This is a genomic window from Streptomyces sp. NBC_01335 (assembly GCF_035953295.1).
GTDB lineage: Bacteria > Actinomycetota > Actinomycetes > Streptomycetales > Streptomycetaceae > Streptomyces.
Window position 1 is genome coordinate 3,599,558 of record NZ_CP108370.1, and the last position, 13,358, is coordinate 3,612,915.

Consider the following 13,358-nt stretch of genomic DNA (forward strand, 5'->3'; position numbering starts at 1 on the left):
CGGAACGCGGGCACAGGAGCGCCGCCCCGGCCCCGCGGGGCGTCAGAACGCCGCCCGCACCTCGCCGACCTCGACCGCGCCGCCCGTCAGCGGCGCCCGGCCGACCCGGGAGACGACCGGGGCGTCCACGCCGAGGAGTTCCAGGGCGCGGGCCAGCACCGGGCCGAGCGCCCGGGTGGAGCCGTCCTCGATCTTGAACGCCAGGGCGCGGCCGTCCGGCAGCGCCAGCGCCTGCACGGCCTCGGCGCCCATCTTCGAGAGGGTCCCCGGCAGTTCGCGCATCAGCCAGGTGTCCGGCCGCCGGGTGCCCGCCACGTACTCCGGGTGGGCGCGCATCGCGTCCGCGACCCGCCGCTCCGCCGTACCGCGTTCCGCCAGGACGAAGGAGCGGAACGCCCGCGCCAGCCCGGTCAGCCCGATCGCCATCAGCGGCGCACCGCAACCGTCCGTGCCGACCGCGGCGACCGGTTCGCCCGCCGCCTCCTCGATCACCTGGTGCACCAGCTGCTGGAGCGGGTGCGCCGGGTCGAGGTAGCTCGCGGTGTCCCAGCCGCTCCGCGCGCAGACGGCGAGCATCGCCGCGTGCTTGCCCGAGCAGTTCATGGTGATCGGCTCCCGGACCCGCCCGGAGGCGAGGTACGCCTCTGCCTCGACCGGGTCCAGCGGCAGGTCGGGCGGGGTCTGGAGGTCGGCGGGGCTCAGCCCGTGCTCGGCCAGCATCGTCGCGACGAGCGCGAGGTGGAAGTCCTCCCCGGAGTGGCTCGCGGCGGCGAGCGCCAGCCGCTCACCGGACAGGTCGAGACCGGCCCGCAGGATCGCGGCGGCCTGCATCGGCTTGTTGGACGAGCGGGGGAAGACGGGCGCCGCCGGATCGCCGAGCGCGTACTCCACGCTGCCGTCCGCCGCCAGCAGCACCAGGGAGCCCCGGTGGCGGCCCTCCAGGAACCCGGACCGCACGACCTCCGCGAGCACCGGACGGACGTCCGGCGTACCGGGGCCGGAGGGAGAGGCGAGGGCGTCGTTGCTGGTCATGAGGGCCTTCCGGGGGCTGGATCCGCTCCCGGAAGGATCACCTCAGGCGAGCAGATCGTCTACTTGTGCTTCTCCGTCACGGTACCTGCGGGCGATCTCCGCCCCGCATTCGTCCGCCGTGCGCTGGAGCTGGTGACGGCGGCGCGAGACCTGCTTCTCGTAGCCGACGAGCCGGCCCATCGCGGTGTGCAGCTCCTCGTCCGTACGGGCTTCGAGGTCGGACAGCTCCACCTCGGCGAGCGTCTCCGCGGCCAGCCTGGCGTACTCGTCGCCACGCGGGGTGCGGAGCGTGACGTGCCGGGCGGAGGTGCGGTGCCGCGACGGGGTGTCCGCCAGGATCTCCGAGAGCCGGTCCACCACCGGGGACTCCGGGTCCTGCCGCCGCGCCAGCTCGGCCCGCAGGATGTCGATGCGCCCCTGGACCAGCCGGCGTACGTAGCTGAGGTCGGCCTCGTCCCGCTGGGCGTCCCGGCGCAGCGTCCGCAGCGCGGGAAGCCGGAGCCCGCCGAACCCGGCCTGCGGGCGGACCGCCCCCAGCCCCTCGGGGACGCCCGGGTGCGCGGCGCCCTGCTCGGGCACGGAACCGGCCGAGGCGGCGGACGGCACCCGCACCGGAGCGACCGCGGCCCCTGCCCCGGGCCCGCCCTCCGGTCCCGGTACGCTCCGCTGCACGGGCGGTCTCACGGTGGTGGGCGTCGTCGGTACGGCACCGGGAGATTGTCCCGTTCCATAGGTACTCATGCTGTTCCGTCCCCTCGACCGGTGCGTCGGCACACCGACATCGTGCATCGTGCCACCCCGCCCGGGGCCGACGCAGGGGTTCTGTACCCGTTCAGCCCAAGATAGGTTGGTCTGTATGCGTGCAGTGGTACAGAGAGTGGATGGCGCCAGCGTCTCCGTGTCCGAGGGCACCGAAGCCGCCCCGGAGACCGGAGTCGTCGGCGAGATCATGGGCGAGGGCCTGTGCGTGCTGGTCGGAGTCACCCACGGGGACACCCCGGAGAAGGCGGCGCAGCTCGCCCGGAAGCTCTGGTCGGTGCGCGTCCTGGAGGGCGAGAAGTCCTGTTCCGACGTGAACGCACCGCTTCTGGTCATTTCGCAGTTCACCCTCTACGGGGACGCCCGCAAGGGTCGCCGCCCCACCTGGAACGCCGCCGCGCCCGGTGAGGTCGCCGAACCGCTGGTCGACGAGGTCGTGGCGCGGCTGCGGGCGCTCGGCGCGCGGGTGGAGACGGGCCGGTTCGGGGCGGACATGCGCGTCACGCTCACCAACCACGGCCCGTTCACCGTACTCATCGAGGTCTGACAGGCCCGGGAGCCCCGGAGTCCGGGGCTCCCGGCAGCCGGGCCCGGGCCCTACGGCTCGACGATCGTCTCCTGTGCGGCGGCCGTGTCCCCGGCGAGCAGCTCGGCGTCGACCGCGGTGTTCCGCTTGACCAGCGCGAGGGCGATCGGGCCGAGTTCGTGGTGCCGGGCCGAGGTGGTGATGAACCCGAGCTGGCGGCCCTCCGCACCGTCCGAGGCCAGCCGGACCGGCGTGCCGTGTCCGGGCAGGTGCACCTCGCTGCCGTCCAGGTGGAGGAAGACGAGCCTGCGCGGCGGCTTCCCCAGGTTGTGGACGCGCGCGACGGTCTCCTGCCCCCGGTAGCAGCCCTTCTGCAGGTGGACCGCGGTGCCGATCCAGCCCAGCTCGTGCGGGATGGTCCGGTGGTCGGTCTCGAAGCCCAGGCGCGGGCGGTGCGCCTCCACGCGCAGCGCCTCGTACGCCAGGATGCCCGCGGCCGGGCCGGCCGCGGCGGTGTACGCCTCCAGGTCGGCGCGCGGCAGGAACACGTCGCGGCCGTGCGGCTCCTCGCGCACGGCGACACCCTCGGGCACCTCCGTGATGGAACCGGCCGGGAGGTGCACGACGGCGAACTCCTCGGTGCGGTCGGCGACTTCCACCCGGTAGAAGAACTTCATCGACTCCAGGTACGCCACCAGGTCCGCGCGGGTCCCCGGCTCGACGTGCATCCACACCGTGGAGCCGTCGTCCACGAGGTAGAGGGCGTGCTCGATGTGGCCGTTGGCGGAGAGGATCAGCGCCTCGGTGGCCCGGTTCGGCGCGAGGTCGGTGACGTGCTGGGTGAGCAGCAGGTGCAGCCAGCTCAGCCGGTCGTCACCGGTGACGGTGACGACACCCCGGTGCGACAGGTCGACGAACCCGTCTCCGGCGGCGAGGGCGCGTTGCTCGCGGAACAGGTCGCCGTAGTGCGCGGCGACACCTTCGTCGCGGCCTTCGGCGGGGACGGCGCCGGGCAGGGACAGCAAGGGGCTCTTCATGCGACCAGCGTACGGCGCGCGCCCCCGGGCCGTGGGGCCGGGCGGACGGCGCCACTTCCGACACACGCCCTAGGCCGTGTCTGACAATTCCCGCCGGGCGGGCGGCGCCCGGCACGGCACCTCGCGGTGTTGTCGGACCGCCCGCGTACATCCAGTACGCGGGCGGTCCTCCGCCTTGCGAGGCACCGCACCGGACACCGCCCGCTGATCCGACGCGAATTGTCAGACACGGCCTAGGCGTCCGCGGACTCCGCCTTGGCGGCGCAGTCGCGGCAGCGGCCGAAGATCGCGAAGTGCTTGAGGTCCGTCTCGAAGCCGAAGGTCTCCCGCAGCTTGGCGGTGAACTCGGCCGCCACCTCGGTGTCCGCCTCGATGACGCCCGAGCAGTCCCGGCAGACCAGGTGGATGTGGTGGTGGCGGTCGGCCAGGTGGTAGGTGGGGGCGCCGTGGCCGAGGTGGGCGTGGCTGACCAGCCCGAGCTCCTCCAGGAGCTCCAGGGTCCGGTAGACGGTGGAGATGTTGACCCCGGACGCGGTCCGGCGCACCTCGCAGAGGATGTCGTCGGGCGTCGCGTGCTCCAGCGCGTCGACCGCCTCCAGCACGAGCTGGCGCTGCGGCGTGAGCCGGTACCCGCGCTGCCGGAGGTCGGTCTTCCAGTCGGTGCTCACCACGGGGCCAGTGTACGGCCGCCCCCGCAGGGCATCCCCCTGTACGAAGGAGGATGCCGGTGGGCCCGTACGGCCGTTGGCGTGGGCGCCGCCTACTTGAAGAAGGCGATGCCGTCGTCCGGGAGGTCGCCGAGGCTCTTCGCCATCTCCTGGACCTCTTCCGGCGTGACGACCTTCTTGAGGTGCGCCGACATGTAGGGGCGCAGTTCGACGTCGGGGGTCGCCTTCTCGCCGACCCACATGAGGTCGCTGTTCACGTAGCCGTAGAGGCGCTTGCCGCCGCTGTACGGGCCGGAGGCCGCGGTGCGGGCGACCGCGTCGGTGACGACGTCGATCTGCGGCTTCTGGTCGGCGAGCTCGCCGTACCAGACCTCGACGACGCCCTGGTCACGGACCATGACGATCTCGACCTTGCGGTCCTTGTCGATGCGCCAGTAGCCGGACTCGGACTCCAGCGGCCGGACCTTGTTGCCCTCGGCGTCGAGCACCCAGGAGTGCGACACGTATTCGAGGAAGTCACGGCCGTCGTGGCTGAAGGAGACTTCCTGGCCGAAGTTGCACTTCTCGTCGCCGGGGAAGTCGGCGACGCCCGCGCCGGCCCAGTTGCCCAGGAGGAATGCCAGCGGGACGAGGTCCCGGTGAAGGTCGGACGGAATCGAGATCATGAGCGGCTCAGGCGATCTGTGAGGGAGGGGCGGAGGTCGACGAGGGTCAGCGCTGGCCCTGGTACAGCTTCTTCACGGTCACACCGGCGAAAGCGAGGACGCCGACGCAGACCAGGACCAGCAGGGTGGAGAAGAATGCCTCAAGCACGGGAGCTCCTCGTCATGAGCGAATCGCGGCAATGGCGCCAATACAGGGCCGGGCCCCAGCCTAGTGGGTGGGGGCCCGGCTCTCTCGTTCAGGTCCTCGCGCTGCCCGGCGGTACGGCACCGGAACGGGTCCGGCCCGGTGCCCGTCCAGGCGCTCGGCCCGTCGCTCAGCCCAGCAGCTGGTCCTGGAGGATCACCGTCTGCTGGAACGGCACCTTCGCCGTCTCCCCGTCGCCCTCGTGGGACTGCACGATCACCGCGAGGGTGTCCCCGGCCACGACGTACGCGACCCGGGCGTGCTCCTTCTCGTACGGCTTGGACTCGGTGAAGACGTTGGGCTGGACGTACTCCGGCATCGGGGTGGTCGGCCAGGACTCGTCCAGCTCCAGGCCGGTGGTGCCGTCGAGCAGCGGCTTCTCGTCGCCCCAGCCGGTCAGCTCGTCGCCGAGCGCCGTGGAGAAGCCCACCGAGTTGAACTGGAGCAGGTAGATCCGGGACGAGGTGCCGTCCGGCATGGTCCAGCCGCGCGCCGCGGTGTGGCGCAGCGCCGAGTCCTGGAGCACCTGGGCGAGGTGGCTCCGGTCGTCCTCGGCGAACTCCGAGACGAACAGCGACGAGGACACCCAGCCGCCGGTCAGCTTCTTGTCCGGCACCGATCCGGCCGGGGCGGGCAGCAGCAGGTCCCGCACGTCGGCGTAGTGGATCTCCGCGTAGTTGGAGTTGTCGAAGGGGCGGCCCTTGCCGGGCGGCAGCGCCGGAAGGGAGAGGGCGGGGTACTCCCACCGCCCGTCGCTCACGGTGGACAGGCCGGGCACGTCGGTCCGCTCCATCGAGGCGATCTGGTACGCGGTGCCCGCGGAGGCGGCGCCGAGGACCAGCACCGCGGCCGTCCAGCGCGCGACGGCCCGCAGGACGCGCCGGGGCTTGCGGGGGCGCGCGGGCGGCTCCGGGCCGTCCGGGGCGGGCACGACCGGCGCCACGGTGGGCATCGGCGGGAGGTCCGCGAGGGCGGGGGCCTGGGCGGCCGGTGCGGGGTCCGCCGGTGCGGGGTCCGCCGGTGCCGCATCGACGGGTGCCGGGGCCGGTGCGGCTTCGACGGGTGCGGGTCCGTCCGGCTCCGGTGTCACCTTCTGGGACTCCGGGGTCACCGTCTGCTCGGTCATATGTACTCCCCCGGGGACTTGATGTGGTCGAGCTGGTCCTTCACCAGGTCGGCGGCGATGGACATGTCCATCGGCTCCGTGCCCTCCACGGCGACGGTGATGAACAGCTCCCCCTCGTAGGCCACGCAGGTCACGCCGTCGAGCTTCGTGTCGCTCTTGGGGGCCCGGAAGCAGCGGGCCTCCTTGTGGTCCGCGATCTTCGGCCCCTTGCGGAAGACGCCCACCTCGTCCATGAGCCCGGTGTTGGAGACCCACAGGTCCTTGACGGCCCCGGTGTCCTTCATGCTCAGAATCCCGATGACGGCCTTCTGGCTGGAATCCATCGTCGCCGACACGTAGGACCGCTGGGCCATGCCCTGGATCTTCAGCCCGTCGACGCTCTTCTCGTAGGCGCGACGCTCCTTGCCCGCGAGGCCGGGTATCGACTTCTTGACGGCGGCCGCCGCCTCCTTGCCGCTGACCTCGTTGTCGTTGCTCAGCTTGCCGATGTCCGGGCCGATTTCCCAGGGCGCGGCCACCGGCAGGAGCAGCTTGCTGAGCGCGGTGTCGGAACGGCCCGTCCGGGCGGCTCTGCCCCGGTCGGTTCCGCCCTTCTGCAGCGCGAGCGAGTCCCTCGCTTCCTCTTTCGTCCAGAGGGTGGTGGGCGCCGTCCGGTCCGCCGAGTCGGCGGTGGTCCTGGTGTACGCGCCGGCGCCACCGATCACTCCGAGCACGAGGACGGCGGGCACCACGTACCGCGCGGCCTTCTTCACCCGGCCGGTACGCGCCGGGGCCACCGGAGTCGTCTCCGGGTCCGCTTCGGAAGCCGCCTCGGAAGCGGCTGCGGGAGCCGCTTCCGCGATCGCTTCGGGAGCCGCTTCCGGAGCTGGTTCCGCGATCACGTCCGGGGACACGGCTTCGTTCTTCTCGTCGGTCACAGCCGCTCCAACTGGCGCTCGGCCAGAGTCCGGATGGTCTTCTTGCTGATCGGCTTGATGTCGAAGACCACGACGTCCATCACGATGTCCCCGCGCACGGCGATGGCCCTTGCCTGGTACGTCGGCTCGTACCCCTCCTCGCGGTCGACGGGGTAGAGGAAGTAGCGGCCCTCGAGGCTGCCCTTGATGGGGTCGCCCTCGTTGCCGGCCCCGTCCTCGTACGGCAGGTACTCCATCTGATCGTCGAAGTGGTCCTTGGCCCCGAGGGAGCTGCCGGAGCGGTACTGCACGAGATCGATCTTCGTCTCGCGGTCGCCCTCCAGCCAGGACTGCCGCGCGATCCGCCGGACGTTCGCTCCGGCCAGCTCGCCGAAGATGTAGTCGGGGTTCTCGTACCAGGCGGAGAAGTCGGCCATGTCGATCCAGCCGCTGCCGAAGTAGTCGTCCTTCTTGGCGCCCCCGGGGGGGCTCACCACCATCTTGGTCAGGTCGCCGTCCGTCTTCACCTGGTGGTCCTCGGAGGCGGGCAGCGGGTCGGGGACCTTGCCGGCCGCGAGCGGCTTCGCCGGGTAGGCGATGTTCTTCTGCGCGAGCGTTCCCAGCGGGGTCGGGTCGCGGTCGGCCTGTACGCCGTATCCCACGGCCCCGCCGACGACCACGCCGAGCACCGCGGCGGCCAGCCAGATCAGCGAGGTACGGCCGCGCGGACGGCGGCGGGCGGCGTCCGGGGCGGACTCGGGTGCCCCGGCGGGCTCGGGCTCGGCGGCCACGGCGGTCACGGCGGCCTCGGGCTCGGGCCCGGTGGTCACGGTGGCCGCGGGCTCGACGGCCGCAGGCTCGACGGCCACGGGCCCGGGAGCCGTGGCCGGGGTCGGATTCTCACCGGCGTCCGCGACGGGCGGCGCGTCCGGCGACTCGACCGCGTCGCCGGAATTGGTGTCTTTCGGTTCCAAAAGGGTCCCCCCATAAGAGACCTGAAGCGCCGGTTCCAATCACCTGCGCACACAACTGACCCACAGGTCACAGAAGAGGTTGCACGGCCGCCGGTTACAGTTCGGCATATGCCGAAGAAGCTCGTGATCAAGGTGACCGCAGGGGCCGACTCCGCCGAGCGGTGCTCGCAGGCGTTCACGGTGGCGGCGGTCGCCGTCGCCAGCGGGGTGGAGGTCTCCCTCTGGCTGACCGGGGAGTCCGCCTGGTTCGCCCTGCCCGGCCGCGCCGCCGACTTCGAACTCCCGCACGCCGCACCGCTGCCCGACCTCATCGAGTCGATCATGGCGGGCGGGCGGATCACCCTCTGCACCCAGTGCGCGGCACGGCGGGACATCACGGAGCGCGACGTCCTGGAGGGCGTACGGATCGCGGGGGCGCAGGTCTTCGTCCAGGAGGCGATGGCGGACGGCACGCAGGCGCTGGTCTACTGACGGGTCGTCACGCGTCGTGCGGCCTCAACGGTCGTGCTTGTGCCGCTTCCTGCCGTCCAGCTCGTCCCACCACTCGTCGGACTTCGGGTCTCCGGAGGGATGCTCGTCCCACCAACGGTCCTCGGGTCCACGACGGTTGGCGACCATCGCCGCGATCGGCGGGATGACCATGGCGACCACGCACATGCCCACGGCGACCGGCACGGACCAGAGGCGCACGAAGGCCCAGGCGGACACGAAGAGGACGACGCATCCGCCCATCAGCAGGAAATAGCCACGACGGCGCCGGGCGTACATACCTCCAGGGTAGGCCCGCGGTCGCCGATCGGCGCCGATCGCCGCCCGGGCAGCACGAAGGGCCGCACCCCCTTTCCGTCACGGGCGTCCAACCCCCGGGGTACGGCCCTTCGGCCCTGCCTCATCGGTGCGGTGCCGACTCACGCCGGTGCCGCACCGATCAGCGGCTCACGTCGTTCAGACGGCGATGGCCACCTCGGAGAGGCCACCGGTCTGCGCGACGACGGTGCGGTCGGCGCTGCCGCCCGGAACCAGCGCGCGGACCGTCCAGGTCCCCTCGGCCGCGTAGAAACGGAACTGCCCGGTCGCCGAGGTCGGGACCTCGGCGGTGAACTCGCCGGTCGAGTCCAGCAGGCGGACGTAACCGGTGACGGGCTCGCCGTCGCGGGTCACGCTGCCCTGGATCGTCGTCTCGCCGGGCTTGATGGTCGAAGCGTCGGGGCCGCCGGCCTTTGCTCCACACATGGTGTTCAGTCCTTCTGGGTCGGGGGTCCTGCGAATTACTTGTTGGCGCCGAGCTCGATCGGCACGCCCACGAGGGAGCCGTACTCGGTCCACGAGCCGTCGTAGTTCTTGACGTTCTCCTGGCCGAGCAGCTCGTGCAGGACGAACCAGGTCAGCGCGGAGCGCTCGCCGATGCGGCAGTACGCGATGGTGTCCTTCGACAGGTCGACCTGCTCGTCCTCGTAGAGGGCCTTGAGCTCGTCGTCCGACTTGAAGGTGCCGTCGTCGTTGGCGTTCTTCGACCACGGGATGTTGCGGGCGCCGGGCACGTGGCCGGGGCGCTGCGACTGCTCCTGCGGGAGGTGCGCCGGGGCGAGCAGCTTGCCGCTGAACTCGTCGGGGGAGCGCACGTCGACCAGGTTCAGCGTGCCGATGGCCGCCACGACGTCGTCGCGGTAGGCGCGGATCGACTCGTCCTGGGCCTTGGCCTTGTACGCGGTGGCCGGGCGCGCCGGGACTGCGTCGGTCAGGTCGCGGGAGTCGAGCTCCCACTTCTTGCGGCCGCCGTCGAGGAGCTTGACGTTCTCGTGGCCGTAGAGCTTGAAGTACCAGTACGCGTAGGAGGCGAACCAGTTGTTGTTGCCGCCGTAGAGGACCACCAGCGTGTCGTTGGCGATGCCCTTCTCCGACAGGAGCTTCTCGAAGCCGGCCTGGTCGACGAAGTCACGGCGGACCGGGTCCTGGAGGTCCTTCGTCCAGTCGATCCGGATGGCGTTCTTGATGTGGTTCTTCTCGTACGCCGAGGTGTCCTCGTCGACCTCGACGATGGCGACCTGCGGGTCGTCGATGTGGGCCTCGACCCAGTCTGCATCGACCAGTACGTCGCTGCGGCTCATGCTGTTCTCCTCCGGGGCAGTCTGCGGCGGTGTCATACGGAGTGAAGAGTGCTGCGGATGCACGCGGACGCCGGGCGTGGGCGTGCACCGGGGGCACGGGCCGGCCCCGACGGTTCAACGGTCGAGGGGCCGGACGGAAGCGGGACGGGACGGAACGTCCTGCTCAGAAGGTGCGACAGAGCATGGCGGCGACGCGGCACAGGTCTACTGCCCGCCGCTTCGTGAGGTCCGCCTGTCGTTTCATGTGTCCGATCGTAGGGAGCCGGAGGCGGGGATGTCACCGGCATGTCGGATGATGAGACAGGATCGTCCGCGATACGAGACGGGGAAGTCGAATCGGCCGCCCGATCTGCGTCCGGCGGAGCCGGGGCGGCGCCGCATCTGCGGTACGGACACCCGCGTCTCACCATCCGGTCACATGCCCGCTCGACCGCCCCGCACACCCACGCCGGGCCCCGGCCCCGCACTCCCTGCCCCGCGCTCCCTGCCCCGCGCTCCCTGCCCCGTACTCCAGGCTCCGTACCCCGTCACCGGGCCCTCGCCCCGGGAGAGGCTCGCGGGCGTCAGCCGGCGAGGGCGATGTCGGTGGCCTCCACGGAGATCTCCAGGCCCTCGGGGAGCGCCTCGATCTTCTTCAGCACGACACCGTTGGGCAGCCCGCCGACGCTCCGCTCGAAGTCGGTGCGGGAGCGCACCAGCTGCTCCAGGCCGGGGACGTCCTCACCCGGCACCGCGTCCGCGCGGACCCGGACGGTGCGCCCGTCGACCAGCGTGACCGAGGAGAGGACGCTGCGGGTGAGGTCCTCGCCGCCCACCTGCACGGTGCCGGTGACCTTCACCTTGCCGTTGTCGCCGTACTGCACGGTGACGCCGTCCTCGGCGGCGTCGGTCAGGTCGGCGTAGCTGACCAGCGCGGTGCCCTGGACCAGACCGGCCCGGGCGCTGGTGTACCCCTCGCCGATGGCGACCCGGTCGAGCTCGGCCCGCAGCTCGCTGATCCGGATGGTGTCGCCGTTGGTACCGGCCTCGATGCCCTTGAGCGTGATGTCGACCTGGTCGAGGTCCCGGCCCGCGATCTGGGTGAGGAAGGGGAAGCCGTGGATGGAGACGTCGGTGGAGGCGGCCGTGGCACCGGTGAACTTGACCCGGTCCGCCGCCTCGCTCTCGGCGAAGTGGACGGCGAGCCGGTCGACGGCCACGAACAGGCCCCCCAGCACCACCACGACGATCAGCAGTATTCGCAGTGCGCGCATGCCTGTTCTTCTCCCACTCTCGTCCGACGGAATCCGGGCTTCCCGCAGGCCTGGTACGGCCACGGAAAGCCCGGAGTGAGCGACGAAGCGGGGGACCCGGTCGGTTCCCGCCGGTGCCCGGAAAGATCAGCCGCTTGTCAGCACGCCCATCGGCGCTGTCCTCGGCGCGCTCGTCAGCCGATCATGCGGCCGACGAGGTAGACGGCCGGCGCCGCGGCGGTCAGCGGCAGCGCCACACCGGCCGTCATGTGGACGAACCGGGACGGGTAGTCGTAGCTGGCCGCCCGGAGGCCGACGAGCGCGCACACGCCCGCCGCGAGCCCGGACAGCGCCGCGCCCCCCAGCCCGAGTCCGACCAGGCCGCCGCCCACCGCACCCACGACGGTGGCGGCGACCAGCGACGCGACCACGGAGGCCGCTCCGGGCAGCGGCACCGCGCGCACGAGCGCGGCGACGGCGACGGCGATCGCGCCCGCCACCACCACGTCCGGATCCGCCGCGAGGTACCCGCCCGCCAGCACGGCCAGGGCCGCCGACACGACGGTGGCCATCAGCCCCTGCATCCGCTCGTCGGCTCCCGCGTGGCTCCGCAGCTGGAGGACGAGGGTGAGCAGCACCCACACGCCGAGCGTGCCGAGCAGGGCCGCCGGGCCGTGCTCGCGGCCGGCGGCGAGCAGCGCGATGTCCGCGACGAACCCGCCGAGGAAGGCGAGCGCGATGCCCTGCCGGGCCGGCCACATGCCGTTGAGCCGGAACCACCCGGCCGCCGTCACGGCCTGGAGCAGCACCAGCGGTACGGCCAGCGCGTACGAGCCGATCCCGGCGCCGAGCGCCAGCAGCAGGCCGAGTACGGCGGTCAGCGCGGCGGGCTGCATGCCCGGCGCGATGATCGGCGACCGGCCCTCGGCGCGGGCGCGCTGGGCATCGGTGATCCGGGCGTTGCCGACCGTGGTGGGAGCGCTGTAACCGTCCGCACCGGGCTGCGCCGGGGCGGGAGCGGCCGTGGCCGCCGCCGGTACGGGCGCCGGGGCCACCGGTGCGCTCACCGGGGCCACCGGGACCTCGGGCGGCAGCGGGTGGGAACCCGACGCCCCGACGACCGGCGGCAGAAAGGCGGTCTCCGCCGCGTCGGGCACGACCTGCTGCGGCTGCTGCCCGTACGCCTGCTGCGGCTGCGCTGCCTGCTGCCCGTACGGCGACTGCGGCTGCGCGGCCTGCGGCGGCTGCTGCCCGTACGGCGACTGCGCCTGGCCGTACGCCTGCTGCTGCCCGTACGGCGACTGCGCCTGGCCGTACGCCTGCTGCTGCCCGTACGGCTGCTGGGTCTGGGGCTGCTGCTGGGGCTGTCCGTACGGCTGCTGGGGCTGCGCGGCCTGCTGTCCGTACGGCTGCTGGGGCTGCGCGGCCTGCTGTCCGTACGGCTGCTGGGCCTGCTGCTGCTCGTACGGGCTCGGCGGGTACTCCGCCGCGTGCGCGCGGGCCTGCTGCGGCTGCCCGTAGCCCTGCGGCTGCCCCGGCTGCCCGTGGCCCGGCTGCTGGAACTGCTGCTGCGGCTGGACCGTGGGCTGGTACTGGGTGTCCCAGGTCTGCCCCTGCCAGGTCTGCGCGGCACCGGTGTCCTCGGCGGCGCCGTAGGCGGGAGCCTGCCCCGGAGCCTGCTGCCCGTACCCCCCGTGACCCTGCTCCCCGTACGCCGGTGCGGCGGCGGGGGTGCCGGGGTACGGCTGGTCCGGGTAGGCGTGCTCGGGGTACGCCTCACCGCCGCCGTACGCGTACGGCTCCTGGTCCTGCGGCCGGGGGCCGCTCTGGTCCCTGTTCTGTGCGCTGCTCATCGTCTCCGGTTCACCCTCCTGCGAACGGCGGGAGCACCTCGACCGTGCCGCCCTCGGCAAGGCGTACCGTCTCATGCCGCCGTGTCCCGACCGGATCGCCGTCGACCAGGAACGAGCACCTCGTCAGCACACGCACCAGCTCTCCGGGGTGACGTCTCCGCGCGGCGTCCAGCGCCTCGGCCAGTGTCGTCGCCGCGTACGGCTCCTCGGCCGTGCCCGCGGCGGCCTTGGCCGCGGCCCAGTAGCGGATCGTGCCCGCCGCCATGGCGGCACCCCTTTCGTCGTCCGTCCGTCGTCC

The 13,358-nt window shown here is 72.4% G+C and carries 17 protein-coding genes; 2 read left to right on the top strand and 15 right to left on the bottom strand.

Translation table 11 applies throughout. The annotated features are described in order from the left end of the window. Positions 1 to 42: 42 nt before the first annotated feature. Positions 43 to 1,032 carry an asparaginase gene (locus OG599_RS15435; protein ID WP_327176558.1) on the bottom strand — a complete coding sequence of 330 codons (990 nt, stop codon included), beginning with the start codon at positions 1,030 to 1,032 and terminating at the stop codon, positions 43 to 45. Positions 1,033 to 1,074: 42 nt separating this feature from the next. Beyond that, positions 1,075 to 1,773 carry an RsiG family protein gene (locus OG599_RS15440; RefSeq protein WP_327176559.1) on the bottom strand — a complete coding sequence of 233 codons (699 nt, stop codon included), beginning with the start codon at positions 1,771 to 1,773 and terminating at the stop codon, positions 1,075 to 1,077. Between the two features lie 115 nt (positions 1,774 to 1,888). On the opposite strand from OG599_RS15440, the gene dtd reads away from it, so the two are divergent. Continuing rightward, complete coding sequence (gene dtd, locus OG599_RS15445) at positions 1,889 to 2,338, top strand: D-aminoacyl-tRNA deacylase (protein WP_327176560.1); 450 nt, start codon at positions 1,889 to 1,891, stop codon at positions 2,336 to 2,338. A gap of 50 nt (positions 2,339 to 2,388) precedes the next feature. Here the strand turns inward: dtd and ygfZ are convergent, their stop codons facing one another. The 6 genes from ygfZ to OG599_RS15475 all read right to left on the bottom strand — a co-directional run bounded on the left by ygfZ (position 2,389) and on the right by OG599_RS15475 (position 7,867). Further along, positions 2,389 to 3,354, bottom strand: coding sequence for a CAF17-like 4Fe-4S cluster assembly/insertion protein YgfZ (gene ygfZ / locus OG599_RS15450; protein ID WP_327176561.1), 966 nt, complete (start codon positions 3,352 to 3,354; stop codon positions 2,389 to 2,391). Between the two features lie 233 nt (positions 3,355 to 3,587). Then, a complete protein-coding gene (locus tag OG599_RS15455; protein WP_327176562.1) occupies positions 3,588 to 4,025 on the bottom strand; it encodes a Fur family transcriptional regulator in 438 nt (145 codons plus the stop codon). Positions 4,026 to 4,114: 89 nt separating this feature from the next. Beyond that, complete coding sequence (locus OG599_RS15460; RefSeq protein ID WP_266706086.1) at positions 4,115 to 4,687, bottom strand: FABP family protein; 573 nt, start codon at positions 4,685 to 4,687, stop codon at positions 4,115 to 4,117. Between the two features lie 314 nt (positions 4,688 to 5,001). Beyond that, complete coding sequence (locus OG599_RS15465; protein WP_327176563.1) at positions 5,002 to 5,997, bottom strand: hypothetical protein; 996 nt, start codon at positions 5,995 to 5,997, stop codon at positions 5,002 to 5,004. Beyond that, positions 5,994 to 6,914 carry a hypothetical protein gene (locus OG599_RS15470; RefSeq protein ID WP_327176564.1) on the bottom strand — a complete coding sequence of 307 codons (921 nt, stop codon included), beginning with the start codon at positions 6,912 to 6,914 and terminating at the stop codon, positions 5,994 to 5,996. The genes OG599_RS15465 and OG599_RS15470 overlap by 4 nt, the downstream gene beginning before the upstream one ends. Then, positions 6,911 to 7,867, bottom strand: a complete 957-nt coding sequence (locus OG599_RS15475) for a hypothetical protein (protein ID WP_327176565.1) — start codon at positions 7,865 to 7,867, stop codon at positions 6,911 to 6,913. The genes OG599_RS15470 and OG599_RS15475 overlap by 4 nt, the downstream gene beginning before the upstream one ends. 108 nt (positions 7,868 to 7,975) lie before the next feature. Here OG599_RS15475 and OG599_RS15480 point away from each other — a divergent pair, with 108 nt between their 5' ends. Further along, positions 7,976 to 8,338, top strand: a complete 363-nt coding sequence (locus OG599_RS15480) for a DsrE family protein (protein WP_327176566.1) — start codon at positions 7,976 to 7,978, stop codon at positions 8,336 to 8,338. Between the two features lie 24 nt (positions 8,339 to 8,362). Here OG599_RS15480 and OG599_RS15485 read toward each other — a convergent pair whose 3' ends face one another. The 7 genes from OG599_RS15485 to OG599_RS15510 form a co-directional block, all read right to left on the bottom strand. After that, a complete protein-coding gene (locus OG599_RS15485; protein ID WP_327176567.1) occupies positions 8,363 to 8,635 on the bottom strand; it encodes a DUF3099 domain-containing protein in 273 nt (90 codons plus the stop codon). A gap of 177 nt (positions 8,636 to 8,812) precedes the next feature. Further along, on the bottom strand, positions 8,813 to 9,100 hold the full coding sequence (locus OG599_RS15490) for a DUF1416 domain-containing protein (RefSeq protein WP_030925040.1): 288 nt from the start codon (positions 9,098 to 9,100) through the stop codon (positions 8,813 to 8,815). Positions 9,101 to 9,135: 35 nt separating this feature from the next. After that, positions 9,136 to 9,975 (bottom strand): sulfurtransferase, encoded by an 840-nt coding sequence (locus OG599_RS15495; protein ID WP_327176568.1) that lies wholly within the window; start codon positions 9,973 to 9,975, stop codon positions 9,136 to 9,138. A gap of 163 nt (positions 9,976 to 10,138) precedes the next feature. Continuing rightward, a complete protein-coding gene (locus tag OG599_RS35460) occupies positions 10,139 to 10,219 on the bottom strand; it encodes a putative leader peptide (protein ID WP_350310325.1) in 81 nt (26 codons plus the stop codon). Between the two features lie 319 nt (positions 10,220 to 10,538). Further along, positions 10,539 to 11,228: an LmeA family phospholipid-binding protein gene (locus tag OG599_RS15500; protein WP_327176569.1), complete on the bottom strand. Its 690-nt coding sequence runs from the start codon at positions 11,226 to 11,228 to the stop codon at positions 10,539 to 10,541. A gap of 173 nt (positions 11,229 to 11,401) precedes the next feature. After that, the gene (locus tag OG599_RS15505) at positions 11,402 to 13,060 is read right to left on the bottom strand and encodes a hypothetical protein (protein WP_327176570.1); all 1,659 of its coding nucleotides are present in this window, start codon (positions 13,058 to 13,060) and stop codon (positions 11,402 to 11,404) included. A gap of 10 nt (positions 13,061 to 13,070) precedes the next feature. Next, on the bottom strand, positions 13,071 to 13,325 hold the full coding sequence (locus OG599_RS15510; RefSeq protein WP_327176571.1) for a MoaD/ThiS family protein: 255 nt from the start codon (positions 13,323 to 13,325) through the stop codon (positions 13,071 to 13,073). Positions 13,326 to 13,358 lie beyond the last annotated feature (33 nt).